Here is a 22,998-nt window from a genome sequence, read left to right as displayed (position 1 = left end):
AAGCGGTTTATATTATTATTAATCCTGATTCTGATATTTTTCAGGGTTGTTAAGCTTACTGTTTGATTTTCCGTAAAGGAAGTATACCAAACCTCCTAAGAACAACCATACTGCAGAAAGTTCCAATGCATGAGCACTTAGGTTAAAGATCAAATATAGGTTGATAATTACTCCTAATGCCACTACGATTTTATAAGCAGGAACTTTGAAAGGTCTGATCAGGTTAGGTTCTTTCTTTCTCATCACCCAAACTGCGATACAAACCAGTGTAAATGCAAACAGGGTTCCGAAACTTGTCATATCTGCCAATGTAGAAATTGGTGTAAATGCAGCGATTAAAGCTACTACAATTCCTAACAGGATAATTCCTTTGTAAGGTGTTTTTGTTTTTGGATGAAGCTGTCCGAAGAATTTAGGAATCAACCCGTCTTTTGCCATACCGATGAAGATTCTGGACTGCCCCATCATCATTACCATTACAACAGAAATCAACCCTACGGTAGCAGCAATCGTTACGATATTACTCGCCCAGTGCTTTCCTGCAATTTCAAAAGCATACGCAACAGGCGCTTTGATGGCATCCGGATATCTTCCTTCAGGATTAAAGTCTGTATAATGCATCATCCCTGTCAATACAAGAGATACACAGATATACAATGCTGTACAGATCAATAGTGAAGCGATGATAGCGAAAGGTACATCTTTTTTAGGGTTAATAGCTTCTCCAGCCTGTGTAGAAACAGCATCAAAACCGATATAAGCAAAGAAAATAGCTGCTGCTCCGGAAATAATACCTTTAATCCCGTAGGCAGAAACCAGATCTCCTTCAGAGTTCTTGATCTTTATCGGATCAGGAATAAAAGGCTTCCAGTTTTTAACACCATCTACCGCATTGTAAAGATCCGTATTAGAGAAAATAATGTATACACCAGCGATAATCACAAAGATAACGGCTGAAGTTTTCATTAAAACGATCAGGTTATTCGCTCCTGCTGCCTCTTTAGTTCCTTTTACCAATAATGCAGTAATTAAAAGAACCAGAATAAATGCTGGCAGGTTCATAGAAAAACCATCTCCGGTATAACTTGCCGGGTCTGATGTCAGATAGGCAGGCAAATGAATATTAAAAATCTTCAAAAATTTATTAAAATAACCGGACCAACTCACGGAGACGGCCATACTCGCCATCGCGTACTCGAGGATGAGACACCATCCCATGGCCCATGCAAAAATTTCTCCTACTGTTCCATATGCATAAGCATAAGCTGAACCCTCTACAGGAATAATGGATGCAAACTCTGCATAGCATAATGCAGCAAAAACGCAGGCGATCCCTGCAATGATAAAGGAAATGGCAAGTGCTGGTCCTGCGTGATAATAGGCTCCTGTTCCTGTAAGAACAAAGATTCCACCACCGATGATAGCACCTACTCCAATTGCTGTTAAACTCCATTTTCCAAGGACTTTTTTCAGCTCACTTTTCTTCATATCTGCCTCATAGGCACTTAGTGGCTTTTTAACCCAAATTTTCGACATGTTTTTTTATTTATTAAGGATTTACGAAAATATAAAAAATTTAGGAACTCCCACGTTTATCGTTAAACTTTCCTCATTTATTTTACATTAAAGGTTTAAAAACCTGAACAACACATTATATAATCCATTTTAAAAAGTCCATATTTTTGCTTATTTTTGATTGCATGAATTTATATGATCTTTTTGTAAAGCCTTATGAAAGCTATGATTCTTTACAAATTATGTTGGAAGCATCAGGTGCAATTTTCGGAATACTGAGCGTATTTTTTTCCATAAAGAAAAATATATGGGTGTATCCTACCGGCATTATTTCAACGCTGATCTATGTATATCTTCTTTTCAATGCCGGGCTTCTGGGAGACTGTATGATTAACGTCTATTATACTGTCATGAGTATTTATGGATGGGTTCTATGGGCAAGAAATTCTGAAGATCATGTTCACGTAGAAGTTACATGGGCTACCCGAAAAGAATGGATACATGCAAGTATTCTTTTTGTGCTGAGTTTGGCATTTGTTACTTTTATTTATTATTGCAAACCTTATATTGATCATTTAGAAAGTGGTTATTTGGGATTGTATCATCTCGACTGGGCCAATTGGATGGATATTTTTACCACTTCCATATTTTTAGTAGGAATGTGGTTGATGGCCAAACAGCGCATTGAGAGCTGGATTTTCTGGATTCTCGGAGATCTTATTTGTATTCCTATGATGATTTTTAAGGGACTTGGAATCACTTCGGTTCAATATTTGGTATTTACTATAATGGCGATCTTAGGATACGTCAATTGGAAAAAAAGTTTTAAAGAAAAAAAAGTACAATAAAGTCATGAAAAATTTATTTAAAATAGCAGTCAGTATTTTTGCTATTACCAGTTTAACCTCTTGTCTAGCATATACCGACGGATATGGAAGCAATAGTGGTTACGGATATGGTGATCCCTACTACAACAACGGGTATTATTATGCTCCTTCAGGATACTACGGAAGCGGAGGATATTGGGGCAATGATGGCTATTATTACAGAAACAACGTTAATTATTACTATGATAATGGCATTCCTTATTATTATGACAATTATAATAACTCCAGAAGAAAAGTCTATGTAGAAAGAAGATCATCTTCTTCGTCAAGACCTCAAAACGGATTCCAGAATACGCGTACAACGAACAGTAACGGTTCATACAATAATAACGGAGGATTCAATAATAATAGAAACTCTAACAGCAACAGCGGATTCAGAAACCAGAATAGTGGTTATCAAAACAATCAGGGAAATCAGAACAACAGTGGTTTCAGAAACTCCAACAGTAACAGTGGATTCAGAAATCAAAACAGCAGTAATCAGAACAACCAGGGAAACCAGAATAACAGTGGTTTCAGAAATTCCGGAGGCAGCAGATCAGAGTCTTCCGGCGGTGGATTCAGGAATAGCTCAGGCAGCCAAAGCACCAGTTCAAGCAGACAGCAGAGCGGCGGTGGCGGCTTTAGATAAAACGATTATAAATAAGGAAACGAACAGCTAACACTGTTCGTTTTTCATTTAAAATATAGTAATTTTGCTTCTTCATTTAACAAAAAAATATGGAATTTTATAAATATCAGGGAACAGGGAATGATTTTGTAATGGTAGACAACCGTGATCTCCAATTTACTAAAGATAAAGATAGCATTGAAAAATTATGTGACAGACGTTTCGGAATAGGTGCTGACGGTCTTATTCTATTGGAAAACGATCCTCATTATGACTTCAAAATGGTGTACTACAATTCTGATGGCGGAGAAAGTACGATGTGCGGAAACGGAGGAAGATGCCTTGTCGCTTTTGCTTTTTTCCTTGACATCTTCGAAGACAAATGCAAATTCATTGCGACAGATGGTGAACATGAAGCTGAAATCCATAACGGAATCATTAAATTAAAAATGATCAATGTGGATACTATCTCCCAAGACGGAAATGATTTTGTTCTGAATACCGGATCTCCTCATTATGTAAAATATGTTGACAATCTGAAAGATTATCACGTTTATGACGAAGGATATGGCATCAGAAATTCAGAAAAATATAAAGAAAAAGGAATCAATGTGAACTTTGTAGAAAAAATTTCCGATAATGAAATTTTTGTAAGAACCTATGAACGAGGCGTTGAGGACGAAACTTACAGTTGCGGAACAGGAGTTACAGCTTCTGCTTTAACTTTTCTGCAAAAACATAATCTAACCTCTGTAAAAGTTAAAACTTTAGGTGGAAACCTTAAAGTACATGCTGAAAAAAGCGGTGATGCATTCCAGAATATTTGGCTGGAGGGTCCTGCAAAGCAAGTTTTTAGAGGTAAGACAGATCTTCTTTAAAAACAAAAAACTTTTAATCAACATTGATAAGAATGAAAAAAGCAATTCTCATTGTCATTCTGCTGGTTTTTGTAGTGGCAGGATTTTTTGGTTTGAGATTTTATAATAAATATTTAGGAAATAACGTAGAAAAGGATGGTTACGTTCTGATTCCTCATAGAGCAGGATTTAAACAGATCCTCGATTCTATTGCTCCTTATATTAAAGACAGGGAATCTTTTGAAGCTGTAGCTAAGGAAAAAGGCCTTGATACGAATTTTAAAGCAGGGCGATATCATATTCAGAGCGGAACAGGTAACAAAAACCTTGTCAATATGATCAAAGCAGGTAACCAGACTGCAAACTCTTACAGAATCGGTGATTTTGGAGATATGTATCAGATGATTGGTAGGGTGACTAAAAAAACAGAAATTGATTCATTACATTTTGTGAATGATCTCGATGCTGTTGCACAGGAGAAAGGATATAAAAATGTTGAAGATTTAAAAAAATATTTTTTCATTGATACTTATAATTTTTTCTGGACGGTAAGTCCGAGAGAATTTTTTTCCAAGTTCGAAACTCAATATAATGATTTCTGGACGAGTGAAAGAAAAAACAAAGAAGAGCAGTCCGGTCTTACAAGAGATCAGATTTATGCTTTAGCTTCTATTGTTTATAAGGAATCCGGAGGAAAAAAGGACGAAATGAAAACGATTGCAGGATTATATTTAAACCGTTACAGAAAAGGAATGAAACTTCAGTCTGATCCTACGGTAATTTATGCAATTAATAAGCAGACTAATTTTAAAGAACCTATAAAAAGGGTATTATATAAGCATTTGTCTACACCATCACCTTATAATACTTATGCCAATGCAGGTATTCCTCCGGGACCTATCTGTGTAGTGGATAAGAATTCAATAGATGCTGTTTTAAATGCCGAAAACAACAACTATATATTTATGTGTGCTGATCCGGCAAGATTCGGATACCATAAGTTTACTGCAAGTGCTGAAGAACATGCAGTGAATGCAAAGGCTTATCAGGACTGGCTCAACTCAAAAAATATAAAATAAGTTTAGAAGCACCAGAAAATTTAAACAGTTAGAAAAAAATATACAACCATAATGTTTTGATGCATTATTATAGACACTCAAAATATTAAGGGTTATTCTTTCACGATCTTATACAAAAAAATAACCTATGAAGAATAAGACAGAAATTGTCACTATTTTCACCAGAAAAACTTTAGGACTTACCTTAGTACTTTCAGCGGCAGCACTGGCTTTTGCACAAGAAAAGGCTGGAGTTTCAGGAATCATTGTCAACAAAAAAAATCAACCGGTTCCTTACGCTTCCGTAACTTTCAGCAATAAAGCCAACAAGACTTTAAGTGATGCTGTACTAACTGATGAAAAAGGACAGTATCAGCTGCAACTTATGCCCGGAGACTATGACATTACAGTAGAAGCTATTGATTACAAAAAAACTGTAGTCAGCAAAAACATTGCAAAAGCAGGTAATATCGGTGCTCTATCTATTGAAGCAGAGGCAACCTCTACTGTAGATGGTAAAACGAAAGAAATACAGGGTGTTGTTATTACCGCATCAGCAACCAAAGCATATAAAGTAGAACTTGATAAGAAAACTTATGATCCTTCACAGGATATTGTAAGTAAAGGAGGAAATCTTCAGGATGTTTTGACCAACGTTCCCTCGGTTTCCGTAGACACAGACGGAACAGTATCGATGAGAGGAAATTCAAATGTAAAATTTCTTATCAACGGAAAGCCGTCTTCTCTTCTTGGAATAGACGATGGAGCCAATGCTTTGCAAAGTATTCCTGCGGATCAGATTGAAAGAATTGAGGTAATTACCAACCCTTCTTCTAAATTTGAGGCAAGTGGAACTGCCGGTATTCTGAACATCATTCTTAAAAAGGATAAAAAGATGGGATTCAATGGTAGCGTAACCGGAACTTTAGGTTACCTTCCAAGAACCAATCTTAATGCAAACCTAAACTGGAGAAAAGGTAACTGGACCTGGTTTTTAAATGGCGGCGGCGGTTATCAGAAGAATGAAAGTACCATGAAGAATACAACTACCAGAAAGGATGATATTGGCAGCTTAGCTTCAACTGCATTCCCTTTTACTCAGTATTCCCAACAAAATGGTAAGACAACCAGAGAAAGTGACACTTATAACGTGACGGCTGGTTTTACTCATGACTTCAGTGATAAGACTTCTATCAATTTCTCGGGAATGATCAGAAGTTTTGATACAGATCAAACCGGAATTAACACTTATAATGAAAGGCTTTATAAAGATGCTTCTACCGTAAATGATGTTGTTAGAGAAAGAAATAGCTTTGGAAATAACAAAAATCTGGCAACACAGTTTGATCTTGGACTTGATCAGAAAATTGGAGATAACGGCCAGTTATTATCCGCATCCGCAAGTTACCAGACGAACAAAACAGACGGAACCAATCAGATTGTACAGAGAACTTTTATCAATAATCTTTTACAACCTACCGGTACTATTAATAATGTAAGTACAGATTCTAAAACGGATACCTTTATTGGAAAAATTGATTATGAACTTCCAATAGGTGAAAAGTCTAAATTAGAAGCAGGAGCACGTTATGATTATAACAGAAACACGTATGATTATTTTGTGGACCAAAGTAATAACGGACAGCCTTCCTTTACAAGATTTGATTTTACAAGTAACACGGTATATTCTGAAAATATTCTTGGAGTGTATGCACAGTTTAAAAGTAAAATTGGAGAAAAATTTGCGTATCAGTTAGGATTAAGAAGTGAGACTTCAAAAATTGACGTTAATTTTCAAAATTATGATGTAAACGGAAACCCGGCAAATACTCCAGAGGTTAATAAAAACTACACTAAGTTCTTCCCTTCTGTATTTTTAAGCTATGACCTCGCAAAGAACAATCAGATCTTGTTAAACTATTCAAGAAGAATTAACCGTCCGAGAGCTTTCTCCCTGATTCCATTTATGTCTTTTGATGATGACAGAAACTACTTCAGAGGAAACCCGGATCTTAATCCAACCTACGAAAACTCTTTTGAACTTGGATACAATCTTTCAAATAAAAAGATTACGTTTAATCCAACTTTGTATTTTAAAAAGTCTGAAGATGAGCAAAACAGATATCAATACATCGATGAGACCGGAGCTGTCAATACCATGCCTTTCAACGTGGGTACGGAGACCAATTATGGTTTGGATCTGAATGGAACTTACGATCCTTACAGCTGGTGGAAAATAATGCTTTCTGCTGACCTTTACGGATATAAAAATACAGGAAGCTTTAACCTATTCCCTGACAATCCACGAACTGTAAATGATTTCTCAGGTTCCGGATTTTCATACAGAATACGTTTTAACAATACTTTTAAGCCTACTAAAAACTTAAGCCTTCAAATCCAAAGTTTCTACAGAGCTGCTGAGAAAACAGCTATGAATAACAGAAAGGCCATGTATGGTATAGATTTAGGAGTAAGCCAGACCATCTGGAAAGGAAACGGAATTATAGGATTCAACATCAGAGACATCTTTAATACCAGAAAAATGAAAAACTTCTCTGATAATGCCCAATTTACCAGAGAAATGGAAATGCAATGGCAGCCAAGACAGTTTGCTTTATCCTTCACTTATAAGTTCAAGCAAGGTGAGAAGATTGATGCCAAACCAAAAATGAAGAAAGATATTAATTCTAATACAAAAGGGGACGAAGAACAAGGCGGCCCAATGTAATAAAGCAAAAATCCCGAAAGTTTCTTTCGGGATTTTTTATTTCTGTTATTTTACAGGTTCTGCTTTTGCGTATTTTTCTTTTTCAGCTTCATAAATTCTCCTTCTCAGATCGCTGGTGGAAAACCTATGGTCTCTTTTGTTGAAAAATAGCTCAATTCCTTTTTCCTCACAGTATTTCTTACCTGTAAAGTCTTTGTCCATGTAATCATCCCCGATGATTCTTACGTCAATCACAAATGATTTAAGAATATCCAAAAGGTCTTCTTCTGTGTAATAAGGAATTATCTCATCCACAGCATTCACCGCTTTCAGTTGGATATATCTTTCAACAATAGTCTGACTTGGCTTATTTTTGTTTGGACGATCGTGGGACGGATCGATTTGAAGTCCGACGATTAAATAGTCACATACAGTTTTAGCTTCTTCAAGCATTTTAATGTGACCTGCATGCAATAAGTCAAATGACGAAAATGTAATACCTATTCTCTGTGTCTTCATATTAATATTAAATTAAAGCTTCGCTGAAATAAATGTTTTTTAAAAAGATAAAACACCAAATTTCAAGGAAGATGTTTTTGTAATTTGTTTTATGATCGTTTAAATTGCTCTTTCTATATAAGCATTTCTCAATGCTAAGTTATGAATTTCTGGTGTTCAGATATTTTTGCCATTCCCAAACTGTTCTTAAAGCTTCTTCAAGCGAGGTTTCAGACTTCCAGTGAAGTTCTTTCTCAGCTTTATCCGGGTTGGCATATGCAATAGTGATATCCCCTTCCCTTCTGGCACAGATCTGATAAGGCACTTCTACATGATTGGCTTTTTCAAAAGCTTTTACCACTTCCAGTACAGATGAACCCTTTCCTGTTCCCAGGTTGTAGACATCTATCACAGCATCCGACGAAGGATCCTCTATCAGTTTCTTTAATGCCGCAACATGTGCTTTTGCCAAGTCAACAACATAGATATAGTCACGAACGGCCGTTCCATCCTCTGTAGGGTAATCATCACCCCAGATATTCAATTTCTCACGAACTCCGGAAGCCGTCTGCATCACATAAGGTACTAAATTATTAGGAATCCCTATCGGCAATTCTCCCAGTTTTCCTGAAGGATGTGCTCCGATTGGATTAAAATATCTTAATAGTGATATTTTACTTTGATAGGCTTTTGCAAAATCAATCAGGATCTGTTCTCCCATTTGTTTTGTTTTCCCATAGACACTTTCAGGGGTTTTCAACGGGGTATTTTCATCTATCGGCATTACATCTGCCTGTCCGTATACCGTACATGATGAGCTGAAAATAAAGTTGGAGATCTTTCTTGCTTTAAATTCCTGAAGAATATTAATCAAAGAAAACAGATTATTCTCATAATAATCAACAGGAATGATCTGGCTCTCTCCTACCGCTTTAGAGGCAGCAAAATTGATACAGCCATCAATCTGATGAGCATCAAAAACCTGAGTAAGAAGTTCTTTTCTTCTTAAATCAAAAGGATAAAAAACAGGCTTCTTACCTGTAATGTCCTCAATATTTTTTAAAATAAATCTTTCCGTATTGGATAAATCATCTACAATAACCACTTCAAAGTCGTTATTGAGAAGTTCTACAACAGTGTGAGAACCAATATATCCAAGTCCGCCGGTAACAAGTATTGCCATTTTTTTATCTTTTGCGCTTTCTTAGTCTTCGTTTTTTCCTATATTTTCTATTTCATTGATTCCTGTCTCTTCTTTCTCACTCTTTTTATTAAGATAAAAGATATAAAAAACAATAAAACCTATAACTCCTGTATTAAAAGTAATTACAAAGTTATAATATGAGTTATTAACATAAGTTTTAACCAGGGTATATTCGGCATAACAAACCAGAATAAAGATCATTACTGCAAAAAAATTGAGGATAGTCTTTGCCCGTTTTATTTTAAAATAAATGATCCCTCCTGAAATTAAATTTATGATAATATAAAAAGAGTATTTTGCGATATTTTCATAAATACTCTCTTTATAATATGTGGAATAAGATGAGGAATTATAAGACTTCAATGTATTTATAATATAGATTGAATACAGCCCCACAATAAAAAGGTGAAATCCTAAAAAGAATTTATATTTTCTCCCTTTTAAAAAAAATTCCTTCATACTTATTTTTATCCCATAAACTCAATTACTGCATCCGTAATATACTTCAGCTGCTCTTCGTCTAATTCTGTATGCATTGGCAACGAAATTACCTGATCCAAAAGCTTATCTGTATTCACAAAGTCTGCTGCATTACTTTCCTGGAAGTATGCTTTTTGCTTTCTTAATGCTACCGGATAATAGATCATTGCAGGAATTTCTTTTTCCGCTAAAAACTTCTGAAGCTCATTACGTTTTCCATTCAGGATTCTTAACGTATACTGGTGGAATACGTGAGTAGAGTTTTCCGCTCTTTTTGGAGTCAGGATATTCGGGTTTCCTTCGAAAGCTTCATCATAAAAATCAGCTGCTTTTCTTCTGGCTTCGTTGTAAGAATCCAGGTGAGGAAGTTTCTTTCTTAAAACCGCAGCCTGAATACTGTCCAAACGTGAGTTTACTCCTACCTCATCATGGTAATATCTTTCGTACATTCCATGGTTTACAATTCCTCTTAAACGGTGGGCTAATTCATCATTATTGGTAAAGATAGCACCTCCGTCTCCGTAACATCCCAGGTTTTTTGAAGGGAAGAAAGAAGTGGTTCCCACAGTAGACATTGTTCCTGCCTGTTTTACACTTCCGTCAGAAAATGTATATTCTGAACCGATTGCCTGAGCATTGTCTTCAATAACAAATAAATTGTGCTCTTCAGCAATTTTTAAAATTTCCTCCATATTAGCGCACTGTCCGAAAATATGCACCGGAATTATCGCTTTTGTTTTGGGCGTAATTGCTTTTTTAATCTGTTCAGTAGAGATTGTGAATGTATCATAATCTACATCTACCAGTACAGACTTTAATTTAAGCAGGTGAATAACTTCTACTGTAGCAGCAAAAGTAAAATCAGCTGTTATAATTTCGTCTCCTTCTTTCAGATCCAACGCCATCAGGGCAATCTGTAATGCATCTGTACCATTGGCACACGGAATAACATGTTTTACGTCTAAATAAGACTCCAATTCATTCTGGAAAGACTTTACTTCAGGACCGTTAATAAATGCCGCAGAATCCATTACATTCAAAACTGCATTGTCTACATCATTCTTTATTTTGTAATACTGACTTTGCAAGTCAACCATCTGAATTTTTTTCATATACTAAATATTTCTGTAAAAATAAGGAATTTAAAATCCTATCAAAAATTTTATTGATTTTGTTTTTATCTTTATACAAATAAATTTTATGAAAAAACTTTTACTCTTTTGTTTCCTAACTGGTTACCTTGCCGTTTCCGCACAAACGGAGCTCGTCTTTGTTTACTTCACGGATAAGCCTAATAAAGCTGCTTTTTACGCCAATCCGCTGTCGGAACTCAGCCAGAAATCACTCAACAGGCGTACCGCGCTGGGAATTCCCCTCAATGATCAGGATGCTCCTATTGAACAGTCTTATCTTCAGAATCTTCAAAATTTGGGATTTGTTGTTACGGATTATTCAAAATGGCTTAATGGTGCAGCAGTTAATGCTACTGCTGCACAAAAAACATTACTTCAGGCTCAAACTTATGTTTCCTCTGTTGAAAGTTTTGCCAGAAACAGTTCTGCTACTGTGAAACCAGCACCAGGAAAATGGAAAGACGATGCCAGCATCAATAAAATACTTACCAATTTTAATTACGGTTCCGGAGCCGGACAAATAGATCAGGTGAATATCCGGCCGCTTCATCTGGCAGGCTATACGGGAACAGGAATTTCCATAGCGGTGATTGATGCCGGATTTCCAACGGTGAATACAGGTGCTGCTTTTTCAAGATTGTGGACCAATAATCATATCAAAGCCTCTTATGATTTTGTAACCAAAACCGGAGACATCTACAATGCATCTCTCAGTACTCATGGCTCCGTCGTGTTAGGTGCTATTGGCGGATATCTTCAAGACGTTTTTGTAGGAGCTGCACCTGATGCTGACTTTTATCTTTACCGCAGTGAAAATGCTACCGTAGAGATTCCCGAAGAAGAACTCTACTGGATTGAAGCTGCTGAGGAAGCAGATCGAAAAGGAGTAGAAATTATTACTTCTTCACTAGGATACAATGTTTTTGACGAAAGCCGTTACAATTATACATATGCCAATATGGACGGGAATACTTCATTTATTGCCCGTGGAGCAGGTATTGCCGCTGACAAGGGTATTTTTGTTCTTGCTGCTGCAGGAAACTCCGGACAACAGCCCTGGCATTACCTTATGACACCCTCTGACAATGCAAAAGTATTTTCTATCGGATCTGTAGATTCAGCCGGAAATGCATCCGGATTTTCTTCTTTCGGACCTAATGCTCTCGGGGTGGTAAAACCGGATGGAAGTACCCAAGGGAGCGGTACAACAACCGTGTATGATAATGCGACCTTAGTTGTAAACGGAACTTCTATTGCTACTCCTATTGCCGCAGGCGGTGTTGCATGTCTTATTCAGGCATTCCCAACAATGAACAGAGAGCAGATGAGAACAAAACTGAGACAAACGGCTTCACTTTATCCTGCCCATACCGATCAGATGGGATATGGTATTCTTAATTTCGGAAGTTTATATAATCTCGTTCTGAATACCTCTGAGACTGTAAAAAAAGACAGGTTCTCCATATTCCCGAATCCTGCAAAAAATATCCTGAATATTGCATCAGAGCAAGAAGTTCAATCGTTAGAAATATATGATAACCTTGGAAGACTCATCAGGAAAAGCAACAACCAGAAATCTATAAAAGTGGAAGATTTTTCCAAAGGAACCTATTATCTGAAAATTCAGACGAAGGACAAGGTTTTCTACGAAAAATTCTTAAAGGAATAATTTTGTTTCTCGCAGATTACTCAGATTGAGCAGATTTAATACAACATAAACATCTGTACAATCTATGGGAGATATATTACTATTTTTGGTCGTATTACAACATAAAAATAAGTTTGAGCTAAAGCTCATTGAATGGTTTATAATAAAAAACGGGCTTTAGCCCGTTTTTTATTGATATTGATTATCATTTCGTTATGATCATTCTTATTAAAAAAATAGCTTATGCAGAGTTTCTGCTTGCATTAATATTCCCGAACAGTGAACGCGTTACCAGCTTTTCATAAGCTTCTTTGTTGCCTTCTCCTTTCTGAATCTTCATTAAAGCATATTGCTGAATACTCAGCAACGGAAGTACAATCTTCTCGCGGATCTTCACCGATTTTCTGGATAACGGATCTTCTTCCTGAAGCATTTTAAATCCTGTCAGTTCCAGCATAATGTCTCTGGAAAGCTCATATTCATCGAAAAGTACATTCCAGAAAGCACCGAACTTCGGATTATTTTTGATATAGTAAGTCAATGGGAAGTAAGACTTGTTCATACTCATCATGGAGTTCAGAACTAAAGTCTTAAAGAAATCTGACCCTTTGTAAAGTTCCCTTACCTCTTCAAATCTGCCCTGTTCTTTCATCTTTTGCATTGCATATCCAAAACCGAAGAACCCAGGTACGTTCTGCTTCAATTGTGACCATGATCCTACAAACGGGATGGCTCTCAGATCTTCAAACTTCAGTTCGCTTCCGTTTCCTCTTTTTGAAGGCCGGCTTCCGATATTCGTTTTTCCGTAATATTCAAGCGTACTCATTTCCTGCAGATAGGGAACAAACATAGGATGCGCTTTCAGATCTGAATATTTTTTATAGCTGATATCCGCCAACTCAATAATCAAAGCTCTTTCTTTTTCGGTAAGTTCTTTTTTTGAATTTTTGAATACGTCATTTTCTACACCGGCGGTCAGAAGCTGTTCAAAGTTGTATTTTGCCTGTTCTTTATTTCCAAAAATACTGGTAATCGTCTGCCCCTGAATTGTTAGTTCTATTTTATTATTCGCAATTGTTTTTCCCTGAGAAGCATAGAAATCGTGGGTCTTCCCTCCTCCTCTGGCTGGTGGTCCGCCTCTACCGTCAAAGAATACCACTTTAATATTATTCTGCTCGGAAAGTTTTGTCAGTACTTCTTTGGCTTTATAAATTTCCCAGTTGGCTTTTAAATATCCTCCGTCTTTGGTTCCATCTGAGAATCCAAGCATGATCGTCTGCTGATTTCCTCTTTTTTCAAGATGCTTTTTATAAACAGGATTATGATACAGCTCATTCATTACATTTTCTGCATTGGCAAGTCCTTCCATGGTTTCAAAAAGCGGAACAATATCCATATTGATCGCTTCATCCCGATAACCGCAGATTTTAAAGAAGGCATATACATTCATAACGTCTTTTACGGCATCAGAATTGGAAATAATATAGCGGTTCATTCCTCTCAGTCCGTTCAGATTCTGGATTTCTGTAACCTGAGAAACCGTTAACAAAGTATCTTTTACAATATCTTCGAAATCCTCCGCATGTACCGTTTCTGACATCTGAATCAGTTTACTGAACTTCTGTTCGTAATCAGCCTCTTCATTTCCGTAAACTTTTGCATATACCTCATCAATAACTTTCTGATGAATTCTGCTGTCCTGGCGAATATCCAGCGTAGCAAAGTGAGTTCCGAAGATCATCACACGATCCCTGAAATTGACCAAAAGATCTAAAAATAAAGAATTATGCTCATTGATCAATATTTTTTCTGCCTCATTGGCTTTCTTTAAAATATCTTCGGCTTTAATGCTTTCCCCGTCAAAAATGGCAGCATACAGCTCTTCACTTAACTGGGTCAACACTTCGGAAACACCTCTGAAACTTAATCTTCTTCTGATAAATTTCAAATGGCTGTAATAAGACTTCAGAATGGCTGAGCGAAGTTCTTCCGCTACTCTTTTCGTTACCTCTGCGGTTACAAAAGGATTTCCGTCTCTGTCTCCTCCCGGCCAGAAACCAAGCTGGATAATATCTTCATGAAGATGAAAATGTCCGTTTCCGAAAGTCTTTTTGATCTTTGTAAACAGTTCACCGATGGTATCATAATACACATATCTCAGGTAAGAAATAATGCTTAGTGCTTCATCTATCGGAGTAGGTTTTTCTTTATTGACAAAAGGAGTTTTCCCCAGCTGCTGCAGAAGCATATCAATCTGCGTCACTGAATCACCGGTAATTGCTCCTCTCAAATCCTGAATAATTCTTTGTACCGAACTTGGATAAAACTGAGTGGGGTGCGCAGTAAATACAACCTTAACACTGAAATCTTTCAATTTCTCGCGTACTTTTTCAATTTTATGATCCTGAAAAGAACGCTCAAAGAGGTTGGTCACCGTTCCATTATCACTTTCTGAATGGAGATTAGGAAATGCAGCATCCTCAATACTGTCAAACAAAACTACCTGTCTTTCTATATATTGTATGATCTTGAAAAGCAGTTCAAGTTTCTGCTCTTCGTTCTGAAGATCGGTATGGTTTTTAAAGAATTCTTCGACGATATCTTCAGGAGTTTTTCCTGCTTCATAACCGGTCCTGCTTTCCTCATAAAGAAATGGAAGCAGCATTCCGATATTCGTCATTTTATCATAGGGCAGGCTCATAAATAATGAATTATAGATCTGGAACTTATTTTCCACAATCTGCCTGAATTTTTCTGCGCGTTGGTCATGTATCATATTAACAAATGTAAGCGATTTTGAAATTAATTTAATTGACAAATGACAAAAATAAAAGATGAAAACTATTTTTTAAAAAATTTTATAAATACCTTTTCCAGAGTAAACAAACGATTAACTATGGAATACTTGTATAGGTTTTAAAATTATAGAAATCCATTTTTACTCATTCAGATTTAATATAATTTTGATTAACTTTACTCTTCACACCATCCATCATCCATGAATAAAATATTTACTTTTTTACTCGTAGCCCTTCTTTTCATCTCTTGTGAAAAAGATTGTTACAATCCACCTCTGCCGATCCTTTTTAAGTTTGTGGATTCTAATGATGAAAATCTTATTGCCAATGGAACATTGACCACTTATTCAGTTCAGGACGAAGATAACAATAGTGTCCAACTATCCAAAACATCTGACAATATGATCATTGTAGAAAATGTAGGTGCCTATAATGGAACAAAAAAGTATAAATTCTTTTCTAATATTAAAGACTTAGACTTTTCAATACAATCATCAGAATTTAACGGGGGGTGTGATGGCTATCAAATTAATAAATTAACGTTTACAGGTATAGATATTGATGTAACTGCTGAAAAAGGATATTATAAAATTGTACTGGAATAATTCTCTTTCTTACATTTGCACCGGAAACCTACTCTATATGAAAATAATCATCACATTTTCCCTGATTCTCTCCAATCTGTTTTACAGTCAGATCAAGGTTCCCGATGATTATAAAAAAATTCCTGATATCCTCGGTACCGTAGAATATCTCTATCCTTTCATTGTTCCTGACAAAGGCTATGCTTACTGGCGTGTCCTCAGTAATGATGTGGACTATGAAAAATCAGTACTCTATGAAAGCCAGGCTCCTGACTTTATGACCATTAATGAACCAGTTCCTGAAAAAGGTTTTTTCCAGAAGTGTATTGGGAACAACTGCTTCTCATACATTCTGGCATGTAAGAATGAAAGATCGGTTTACTTTTCCAGTGAACAGCAGTTAAGAGATTTTATTGGAACGGTAGAAAATCTTCCTGAAGCTATTTTACTGGCAAAAACGTATGGGTATTCTGTGGATACCAGTAATCGCTTTACCGGATCATATAAAATTGAAGACCGCTATATTTCAATGTACCTCATGCAATCTAAGGGTTGTCCGGCTGTGAAAGAATCTTTTTGGGTTAAAATCAACAGAAAAACAGGAAAACTGGAGGCAAAAAGCAATGGCGTGTATGCGAAGGATGAAAACTGTAATTCTTTGTGATTCTTTTAAAAACGCAAATAATCCATTAAGATTTTTTAAATTGATAAGGATAGTTAAGGGAATGGCTAAAGCTATTGTATTGAACTTTGCTTTTTATTGTCATCTCAGATGAATCTTAATTATTCTTACATTCTTCAAAAATCTTAATGGTTCAAATTTCATAGTACTTCTTTATATATTAATTGCTCCCTGTCCTGAAGCAATCAAATAAGCCTCTTTTAAAGTTTCAGAATAGGTTGGATGGGCATAGGAAATACGGAACATATCTTCTGCAGTCACCTCATATTCCTGAGCGATAACACCCTGAGCAATCAAATCTGCAGCTCTGGCTCCAATAATGTGAACTCCCAGCACTTCTCCATATTTCGGATCAACCAAAACTTTGGCAAAACCTTCCATATCCATTGAAGCACGGGCTCTTGCGCTGGCAGAAAAAGGGAATTTCCCTGTATTATATGCGATATTATTTTGTTTCAGGTATTCTTCCGTATATCCTACTGAAGCTACTTCAGGCCACGTATACACCACTGAAGGAATACGATTATAATGAATATGACGTTTTTGTCCGTTAATGGTTTCCGCTACAAAAACACCTTCTTCTTCCGCTTTGTGAGCCAACATTGTTCCCCCGATAACATCTCCTATTGCATAGATAGCAGGCACTGAAGTCTGATTGTTTTCATTTATTTTAATAAAACCTCTCTCGTCCAGCTGTACATCTGTATTTTCAAGACCCAAACCTTTTACATAAGGGCTTCTTCCCACTGCTACCAATATATAATCTGCTTCCAGTTCACCTTCTGTTCCGTTTTTATCTTTAAAAAAGACTTTGCCCTTAGAGCCTACATTCTGGGTTTTATATACAGATTGATTGAGACGGATATCAATTCCTTCTTTTTTAAGAATCTTCTGCATGCTTTTTCCCAACTCATGGTCCATGGTGGAAATCAGATGATCGGCATATTCCAGAATAGTTACTTTCGTTCCGATGCGGTTGAAAATAGACGCCATTTCCACTCCTATCACTCCACCGCCTATGATTACCATAGATTCCGGTTTTTCCTGCAAAGAAAGGGCTTCTGTGGAAGTAATAATCCTTTTTTTATCAATATCTACTCCTGGAATAGTTGATGGTTTTGAGCCTGTAGCAATTATATAATGCTGTGCAGTAATCTCTTTAATTTCAGATTCACTGAGAATTTTTAGGGTAGAATTATTGATGAAACTTGCTGTCCCTTTTAACCTTGTAATTTTATTTTTATTCATTAAAAAGTCCAGCCCTCCTGTATTTTTTGAAACCACCTCTGCTTTTCTTTTATACATTTGGGAAAAATCCAGTTCAATAGTATCCAGCCTGATCCCATGTTCCTTGAATTGATGCTGTGCTTCAGCATAATGATGAGTGCTGTCCAATAATGCTTTAGTCGGAATACAGCCCACATTGGTACATGTTCCTCCCAATGTATCATACTTTTCTATAATCACGGTTTTGTATCCCAACTGGGCACTTCGTATCGCCGCTACGTATCCGCCGGGTCCTGAGCCAATTACGGCAATGTCATAATGATCCATTTGATTTATTAATTTTTATGATTAAATTTACTTGCAAAATAAAAGCAAAATTAAAACAAACACTTTCATTTTGCAAGCATTATTTTAAAATTAACAAAATGAGTAAAAAACGATCCGACTGCCCGATCAGCTGTTCACTGGAAATGTGGGGTGACAAATGGTCTCTGCTTATTATTAGAGACCTTATGCTGAAAAAGGAATGTACTTATGGTGACTTTCTTAAGGCAGATGAAAAAATAGCTACCAACATTCTGGCCACAAGACTGCAAAACCTTTTAGACAATGGGATAATTGATAAAAAAGACCATCCGGACAGCAAGTTGAAAATTCTTTATTTTCTGACTCAGAAAGGGATTGATCTTATCCCCGTGATCGTTGAAATCAACCTTTGGGGTGATCAGTATCTCACGATCCCTGATGACCGGAAAAAATTACTGGAAGAGATCAAAAAAGATAAGCAAGCCTTTATAAAAAGGGCAAAAGCCTATCTTTCTCCTGAAACATCGCATTTGGATTAGAAAGGAATAAAAAACATTAATCAAAGAAGTTTAAAGCAATAGCTTTCATAAAAATGAATAATAGCAATTTTAAAATTTCATTAACTCACTTTTCCTTTTTCATTCCGTAAATTTGACTTAAAATAAATTTAGAACAATGCTTAATTTCGAGTTTAAAAATCCAACAAAAATACTTTTCGGGAAAGGTGAAATCGCTAAAATTTCCAAAGAAATCCCTCAAGATGCAAGAATATTAATGATTTACGGTGGCGGAAGCATCAAAAATAATGGTGTTTACGATCAGGTAAAAGAGGCTTTAAAAGGACATGAATTATATGAGTTTGGCGGAGTTCCTGCCAACCCTGAATATGAAGTTCTGATCAATGCTTTAAATTTTATCAAAGAGAAAAATATTACTTACCTTCTCGCTGTAGGTGGCGGATCTGTGATTGACGGCACAAAATTCCTTTCTGCAGCAGCCAATTATGACGGTGAGCCATGGGATATCCTGAGAAAGTCGGTAAGAACATTTGAAGGAGAAGGAATGCCTTTTGGAAGCATTCTGACACTGCCTGCAACAGGTTCAGAAATGAATTCCGGATATGTGATCTCAAGAAGAGAAACCCATGAAAAATTATCTTCGGGAGGACCAGGACTTTTCCCACAGTTTTCTGTTCTGGATCCGGAAGTGATCAGAACTATCCCTAAAAACCAGATCGTGAACGGAATTACTGATGCCTACACTCACGTTTTGGAACAATATATGACTGCTCCTTCTTCTGCAGACCTTCAGGAAAGAATTGCAGAAAGCATTCTGATCAGCCTGCAGGAAACTGCTCCTAAAGTATTGGCTGATGACTTCAACTACGATGCTGCCGGAAACTTTATGTGGTGCTGTACAATGGCTTTAAACGGCCTGATCCAGAAGGGAGTGATTACAGACTGGGCAGTACATGCAATGGGGCACGAGCTGACGGCTTACTTCGGTATTGATCATGCAAGAACACTGGCAATTATTGCTCCTTCTCATTACCGTTACAACTTTGAAGATAAAAAAGGAAAACTGGCCCAGTACGCTGAAAGAGTTTGGGGAATCAAAGACGGAAGCGTAGAGGAAAAAGCTGAACTGGGTATTAAAAAACTGGAAGAATTTTTCCACAGTCTTCACATCAAAACCAAGCTTTCCGAATATACGGAAGACTTTAAAGGAACAGCTGAAAAGGTTGAAAAAGCCTTTACAGAAAGAAACTGGCTGGGACTTGGAGAATACAAAAAACTGACTCCGCAGGATGCTTATAAGATTGTAGAAATGAGTTATTAAGGGATTGGGGATACAGGGCACGAGGTTCGAGCTATGTTATTTCGAGATTCGGATGACAGTGTTTATATTAATTTTAAAGTTGAATATATAAACCCTGAAACTTGTATCTCTCATCACAATATTCATAAAATTATTTAATTTACAAACATTCGTTTAAAAAATCATTATTTCATTATAGATATTTCAAATTTATTTATATTTTAGCATATTCTTAAATTTGTGAAAATGAAAAAACAGCTACTTTTATTTGCCTTTTCTGCCCTGGCGCTTACTTCTTGTAAAGATGATAATCTTGAAGCTTATGATATGGATATCATGAAAGGAGATTGGAAGGAAGTTAAAAGGGAAGTAATTTCCGGAAAAGATAATAAAACAGTGCTTTATACTGAAACGTTAACCGGATGTGCAACCAAAAATACTCTTTTCTTAAGAACAGATTATTATGTGAGCTACACGGCGTATACGGGAGAAGGGGCCAACTGTACTCCAGCTCCCAAAACTGAAGGAAGATATACCTACGATGCCGATTCAAAAATTATTGGAATTAAACTTGGCGACGAAGGATCTGTCAATTACAGAATTGATATGTTAACAGCCAAAGATCTTAAACTTGCCCAGCAGTCAGGGATCTTTGATATGGATGGAGATAAAATTCCGGATATCCCTTACGTTACCTACAAAAGATAAAATATAAACTCCCGCTAATCGGGAGTTTTTTATTACTTTTATATCTAATTTAAAACTGAATATAATGAAGAAGATTCTATCAGCATTTCTATTGCTGTACTTTGCTATTGCCTTTTCTCAGGAAAAAAAACCGATGTTCTGGCAGGACATCCAGGAGTTTAAAAAGCTGGATCAGCAAAATCCGCCTCAAAAGGATGCTATTTTATTTATCGGAAGTTCCTCATTCACCAAATGGACGGATGTAGCGGATTATTTTCCCGGCAAAACAATCATCAACAGAGGTTTCGGGGGATCCAGACTTACAGACCTTAATAATTTTGCAAATGATCTCCTAGCACCTTACCAACCCAAACAGATCATTATTTATTGTGGTGAAAATGATTTTGCTGATAATCATAAGCTAAAAGCCAAAGTAGTCGTTGACCGATTCAAAGCTTTCTACAAAAAAATACGTGAGCGATTTCCTGATATTGAAGTAGATTATATCTCCATCAAATATTCGCCGAGCCGAGAAGTGATCTGGCCACAGATGAAAATCGCCAACAAAAAGATTGCTGCTTTTATGAAAAAAGAACCAAACGCAGAATTTATTGATGTAACTAAGGCTATGGAAGATGCTAATGGAAATGTAAGAAAGGATATTTTTGTTGAAGATATGCTTCATTTTAAGCCGGAGGGATATAGAATCTGGACAAAGATTATCACTCCTTATCTGAAATAAACTACAACCCATGACAAAAAAATAATATCAAATTCGATTAAAAATAAAAAACGATTCCTGAATTGGAATCGTTTTTTTATTTTATTTCTTTCTTTTCGATTTCGAAATTGCTTTCTGCTGCGCTCTGTTGGCTCCAAACTTCTTAGGAGCTTTTCTTTTAGAAGGTCCACCCCAGTTTTCTTTGGTATTTTTAGCCTTTTTCTCGTGAAATGCTCCGCCTCCTTCATTCAGTTTTACCTGTACAGGATTTTTCATCACTACCTGATCTTCTTCGGCAGCGATTTTCTTAGGATTGATCTTAACACCTTCAGGGAATTCATTAAATTTCAATTCTTTGTCCATCAACAGCTCGATATCAAGCAGCAAAGGTTCTTCTTTTTTCGTTACAAAAACCAAAGCTTTTCCTTCTTTATCTGCTCTACCCGTTCTACCGATTCTATGGATATACTGCTCAGGAACTTCAGGGGTCTCAAAATTGATGACATGCGTAATGTTTGAGATATCAAGACCTCTTGCCATGACATCGGTAGTAATCAAACCTCTGATCTCTTCATTTTCAAAGCTTTTCATCGCTTTTAGTCTGTAGTTCTGTGATTTGTTGGAGTGAATCACATCAAACTGTTCAGGGAAAAGCTCATTGATTTTAGTAAAGAGCAGATCAGCATGCCTTTTATTATTGTTAAAGATCAATACTTTGGACATATCTGCATCATTCTTCAGCAAATGTTCAAGTAAATTGATTTTAGTATTAAAGTTTTCAACTTTGTACCCTGTCTGTTCAATTTTTTCAAGTGGAGTTCCTGATTTTGCCAATGAAATTTCTACCGGACTTGCAAAATATTCATCCAACATATCATCTACTGCTTCTGTCATAGTAGCTGAGAAAAGAATATTCTGTCTTTTCTCCTTCATCATTTCAAAAATGTGGGTAAGCTGTGGTCTGAAACCAAGGTTAAGCATCTCATCAAACTCGTCAATGATCAGCTTCTGAACTTCCTTCAGAGAGATTGCATTGTCTATGGAAAGGTCCATCACTCTTCCCGGTGTTCCTACCAGAATATCACAACCATCATTAAACAATAGTTTTTGAGTATTGATATTTTTTCCACCGTATATTCCGATTACTCTTGCCGTAATATTTTCTGTCAGTTTTTCAAGGATTTCAGTCACCTGTACCACCAATTCTCTTGTAGGAACAAGCACCAAAACAGTTGGATTTCCTGTCTTACTGTATTTCCATGTTTTCAGAACGGGTAAAAGATAAGCCAATGTTTTTCCGGTTCCGGTCTGTGCAATTCCCATTACATCCCTTCCCGAAAGAATAGGCTTTAAGCTCTTCTCCTGAATGGGAGTAGGTTCAAATAATTCCAGATCCGCTAAAACATCAAGAATTTTAACCGGAAGGTCAAAATCCGCAAAAGTGAGTTTTTCCATTTTGCAAAGATAGGTATTTAATTACAAGTTGAAAATTTGAGTTGGCAGATATTAGCCAGCAGGTTGCAGAGAGTAGCTATCTGATTATAGGGAATTACTACCAAATACAACTGATGTTTCTAG

Annotated in this window: 20 protein-coding genes; 12 read left to right on the top strand and 8 right to left on the bottom strand. The window is 36.5% G+C overall.

Annotated elements, in window-relative coordinates; translation table 11 throughout:
- Nucleotides 1-18: 18 nt before the first annotated feature.
- Complete coding sequence (locus DEU39_RS01025) at nt 19-1,536, bottom strand: amino acid permease (RefSeq protein WP_062670751.1); 1,518 nt, start codon at nt 1,534-1,536, stop codon at nt 19-21.
- 164 nt (nt 1,537-1,700) lie between these two features.
- Here DEU39_RS01025 and pnuC point away from each other — a divergent pair, with 164 nt between their 5' ends.
- From pnuC to DEU39_RS01000, 5 genes are all read left to right on the top strand, one after another.
- Entirely contained in the window at nt 1,701-2,363 is a 663-nt protein-coding gene (gene pnuC / locus DEU39_RS01020) for a nicotinamide riboside transporter PnuC (RefSeq protein ID WP_120230593.1), read from the top strand.
- A 4-nt stretch (nt 2,364-2,367) separates the two neighbouring features.
- Nucleotides 2,368-3,033 (top strand): hypothetical protein, encoded by a 666-nt coding sequence (locus tag DEU39_RS01015; protein ID WP_062670754.1) that lies wholly within the window; start codon nt 2,368-2,370, stop codon nt 3,031-3,033.
- Between the two features lie 89 nt (nt 3,034-3,122).
- Entirely contained in the window at nt 3,123-3,890 is a 768-nt protein-coding gene (gene dapF, locus DEU39_RS01010) for a diaminopimelate epimerase (RefSeq protein WP_062670756.1), read from the top strand.
- A gap of 32 nt (nt 3,891-3,922) precedes the next feature.
- Nucleotides 3,923-4,948, top strand: coding sequence for an endolytic transglycosylase MltG (mltG, locus tag DEU39_RS01005; RefSeq protein ID WP_120230592.1), 1,026 nt, complete (start codon nt 3,923-3,925; stop codon nt 4,946-4,948).
- A gap of 127 nt (nt 4,949-5,075) precedes the next feature.
- Nucleotides 5,076-7,655 (top strand): TonB-dependent receptor domain-containing protein, encoded by a 2,580-nt coding sequence (locus tag DEU39_RS01000; protein WP_120230591.1) that lies wholly within the window; start codon nt 5,076-5,078, stop codon nt 7,653-7,655.
- A gap of 45 nt (nt 7,656-7,700) precedes the next feature.
- Here the strand turns inward: DEU39_RS01000 and DEU39_RS00995 are convergent, their stop codons facing one another.
- From DEU39_RS00995 to DEU39_RS00980, 4 genes are all read right to left on the bottom strand, one after another.
- Nucleotides 7,701-8,153: an adenylyltransferase/cytidyltransferase family protein gene (locus DEU39_RS00995; RefSeq protein WP_062670769.1), complete on the bottom strand. Its 453-nt coding sequence runs from the start codon at nt 8,151-8,153 to the stop codon at nt 7,701-7,703.
- A gap of 139 nt (nt 8,154-8,292) precedes the next feature.
- Nucleotides 8,293-9,315, bottom strand: coding sequence for a UDP-glucose 4-epimerase GalE (galE, locus tag DEU39_RS00990; RefSeq protein WP_120230590.1), 1,023 nt, complete (start codon nt 9,313-9,315; stop codon nt 8,293-8,295).
- Nucleotides 9,316-9,336: 21 nt separating this feature from the next.
- Nucleotides 9,337-9,795, bottom strand: a complete 459-nt coding sequence (locus DEU39_RS00985) for a hypothetical protein (RefSeq protein ID WP_120230589.1) — start codon at nt 9,793-9,795, stop codon at nt 9,337-9,339.
- An 8-nt stretch (nt 9,796-9,803) separates the two neighbouring features.
- Nucleotides 9,804-10,928: a DegT/DnrJ/EryC1/StrS family aminotransferase gene (locus tag DEU39_RS00980; RefSeq protein WP_120230588.1), complete on the bottom strand. Its 1,125-nt coding sequence runs from the start codon at nt 10,926-10,928 to the stop codon at nt 9,804-9,806.
- 88 nt (nt 10,929-11,016) lie between these two features.
- Between DEU39_RS00980 and DEU39_RS00975 the strand changes: the two genes are divergently transcribed.
- Nucleotides 11,017-12,618: a S8/S53 family peptidase gene (locus tag DEU39_RS00975; RefSeq protein WP_120230587.1), complete on the top strand. Its 1,602-nt coding sequence runs from the start codon at nt 11,017-11,019 to the stop codon at nt 12,616-12,618.
- 220 nt (nt 12,619-12,838) lie between these two features.
- Here DEU39_RS00975 and DEU39_RS00970 read toward each other — a convergent pair whose 3' ends face one another.
- On the bottom strand, nt 12,839-15,373 hold the full coding sequence (locus DEU39_RS00970; RefSeq protein WP_120230586.1) for a phosphoenolpyruvate carboxylase: 2,535 nt from the start codon (nt 15,371-15,373) through the stop codon (nt 12,839-12,841).
- A gap of 222 nt (nt 15,374-15,595) precedes the next feature.
- Here DEU39_RS00970 and DEU39_RS00965 point away from each other — a divergent pair, with 222 nt between their 5' ends.
- Complete coding sequence (locus DEU39_RS00965) at nt 15,596-16,000, top strand: hypothetical protein (protein WP_062670778.1); 405 nt, start codon at nt 15,596-15,598, stop codon at nt 15,998-16,000.
- Between the two features lie 37 nt (nt 16,001-16,037).
- A complete protein-coding gene (locus DEU39_RS00960) occupies nt 16,038-16,643 on the top strand; it encodes a hypothetical protein (protein ID WP_228436589.1) in 606 nt (201 codons plus the stop codon).
- 171 nt (nt 16,644-16,814) lie between these two features.
- Here the strand turns inward: DEU39_RS00960 and lpdA are convergent, their stop codons facing one another.
- On the bottom strand, nt 16,815-18,215 hold the full coding sequence (gene lpdA, locus DEU39_RS00955) for a dihydrolipoyl dehydrogenase (protein WP_120230584.1): 1,401 nt from the start codon (nt 18,213-18,215) through the stop codon (nt 16,815-16,817).
- Between the two features lie 98 nt (nt 18,216-18,313).
- On the opposite strand from lpdA, the gene DEU39_RS00950 reads away from it, so the two are divergent.
- From DEU39_RS00950 to DEU39_RS00935, 4 genes are all read left to right on the top strand, one after another.
- Entirely contained in the window at nt 18,314-18,733 is a 420-nt protein-coding gene (locus DEU39_RS00950; protein WP_120230583.1) for a winged helix-turn-helix transcriptional regulator, read from the top strand.
- Nucleotides 18,734-18,869: 136 nt separating this feature from the next.
- The gene (locus DEU39_RS00945; RefSeq protein WP_120230582.1) at nt 18,870-20,033 is read left to right on the top strand and encodes an iron-containing alcohol dehydrogenase; all 1,164 of its coding nucleotides are present in this window, start codon (nt 18,870-18,872) and stop codon (nt 20,031-20,033) included.
- Nucleotides 20,034-20,258: 225 nt separating this feature from the next.
- Nucleotides 20,259-20,720, top strand: coding sequence for a lipocalin family protein (locus DEU39_RS00940; RefSeq protein WP_062670787.1), 462 nt, complete (start codon nt 20,259-20,261; stop codon nt 20,718-20,720).
- Between the two features lie 64 nt (nt 20,721-20,784).
- The gene (locus tag DEU39_RS00935) at nt 20,785-21,441 is read left to right on the top strand and encodes a GDSL-type esterase/lipase family protein (RefSeq protein ID WP_120230581.1); all 657 of its coding nucleotides are present in this window, start codon (nt 20,785-20,787) and stop codon (nt 21,439-21,441) included.
- A gap of 81 nt (nt 21,442-21,522) precedes the next feature.
- Here the strand turns inward: DEU39_RS00935 and DEU39_RS00930 are convergent, their stop codons facing one another.
- Entirely contained in the window at nt 21,523-22,875 is a 1,353-nt protein-coding gene (locus DEU39_RS00930) for a DEAD/DEAH box helicase (RefSeq protein WP_120230580.1), read from the bottom strand.
- Between the last annotated feature and the right edge of the window lie 123 nt (nt 22,876-22,998).

The sequence above is a fragment of the Chryseobacterium sp. AG363 genome (assembly GCF_003610675.1).
Taxonomy (GTDB): Bacteria; Bacteroidota; Bacteroidia; order Flavobacteriales; family Weeksellaceae; genus Chryseobacterium; species Chryseobacterium cucumeris.
This window is presented reverse-complemented; position numbering and strand designations above follow the sequence as displayed.

Excerpts from the sequence above, each read along its gene's own strand:
- DEU39_RS00940 (WP_062670787.1), top strand. The coding sequence starts at position 20,259 with ATGAAAAAACAGCTACTTTTATTTGCCTTTTCTGCCCTGGCGCTTACT.
- galE (WP_120230590.1), bottom strand. The coding sequence starts at position 9,315 with ATGGCAATACTTGTTACCGGCGGACTTGGATATATTGGTTCTCACACT.
- DEU39_RS01000 (WP_120230591.1), top strand. The coding sequence starts at position 5,076 with ATGAAGAATAAGACAGAAATTGTCACTATTTTCACCAGAAAAACTTTA.
- DEU39_RS00965 (WP_062670778.1), top strand. The coding sequence starts at position 15,596 with ATGAATAAAATATTTACTTTTTTACTCGTAGCCCTTCTTTTCATCTCT.
- mltG (WP_120230592.1), top strand. The coding sequence starts at position 3,923 with ATGAAAAAAGCAATTCTCATTGTCATTCTGCTGGTTTTTGTAGTGGCA.
- DEU39_RS00960 (WP_228436589.1), top strand. The coding sequence starts at position 16,038 with ATGAAAATAATCATCACATTTTCCCTGATTCTCTCCAATCTGTTTTAC.
- pnuC (WP_120230593.1), top strand. The coding sequence starts at position 1,701 with ATGAATTTATATGATCTTTTTGTAAAGCCTTATGAAAGCTATGATTCT.
- DEU39_RS01015 (WP_062670754.1), top strand. The coding sequence starts at position 2,368 with ATGAAAAATTTATTTAAAATAGCAGTCAGTATTTTTGCTATTACCAGT.
- DEU39_RS00995 (WP_062670769.1), bottom strand. The coding sequence starts at position 8,153 with ATGAAGACACAGAGAATAGGTATTACATTTTCGTCATTTGACTTATTG.
- lpdA (WP_120230584.1), bottom strand. The coding sequence starts at position 18,215 with ATGGATCATTATGACATTGCCGTAATTGGCTCAGGACCCGGCGGATAC.
- DEU39_RS00930 (WP_120230580.1), bottom strand. The coding sequence starts at position 22,875 with ATGGAAAAACTCACTTTTGCGGATTTTGACCTTCCGGTTAAAATTCTT.
- DEU39_RS01025 (WP_062670751.1), bottom strand. The coding sequence starts at position 1,536 with ATGTCGAAAATTTGGGTTAAAAAGCCACTAAGTGCCTATGAGGCAGAT.
- DEU39_RS00935 (WP_120230581.1), top strand. The coding sequence starts at position 20,785 with ATGAAGAAGATTCTATCAGCATTTCTATTGCTGTACTTTGCTATTGCC.
- DEU39_RS00980 (WP_120230588.1), bottom strand. The coding sequence starts at position 10,928 with ATGAAAAAAATTCAGATGGTTGACTTGCAAAGTCAGTATTACAAAATA.
- dapF (WP_062670756.1), top strand. The coding sequence starts at position 3,123 with ATGGAATTTTATAAATATCAGGGAACAGGGAATGATTTTGTAATGGTA.
- DEU39_RS00945 (WP_120230582.1), top strand. The coding sequence starts at position 18,870 with ATGCTTAATTTCGAGTTTAAAAATCCAACAAAAATACTTTTCGGGAAA.
- DEU39_RS00985 (WP_120230589.1), bottom strand. The coding sequence starts at position 9,795 with ATGAAGGAATTTTTTTTAAAAGGGAGAAAATATAAATTCTTTTTAGGA.
- DEU39_RS00975 (WP_120230587.1), top strand. The coding sequence starts at position 11,017 with ATGAAAAAACTTTTACTCTTTTGTTTCCTAACTGGTTACCTTGCCGTT.
- DEU39_RS00950 (WP_120230583.1), top strand. The coding sequence starts at position 18,314 with ATGAGTAAAAAACGATCCGACTGCCCGATCAGCTGTTCACTGGAAATG.
- DEU39_RS00970 (WP_120230586.1), bottom strand. The coding sequence starts at position 15,373 with ATGATACATGACCAACGCGCAGAAAAATTCAGGCAGATTGTGGAAAAT.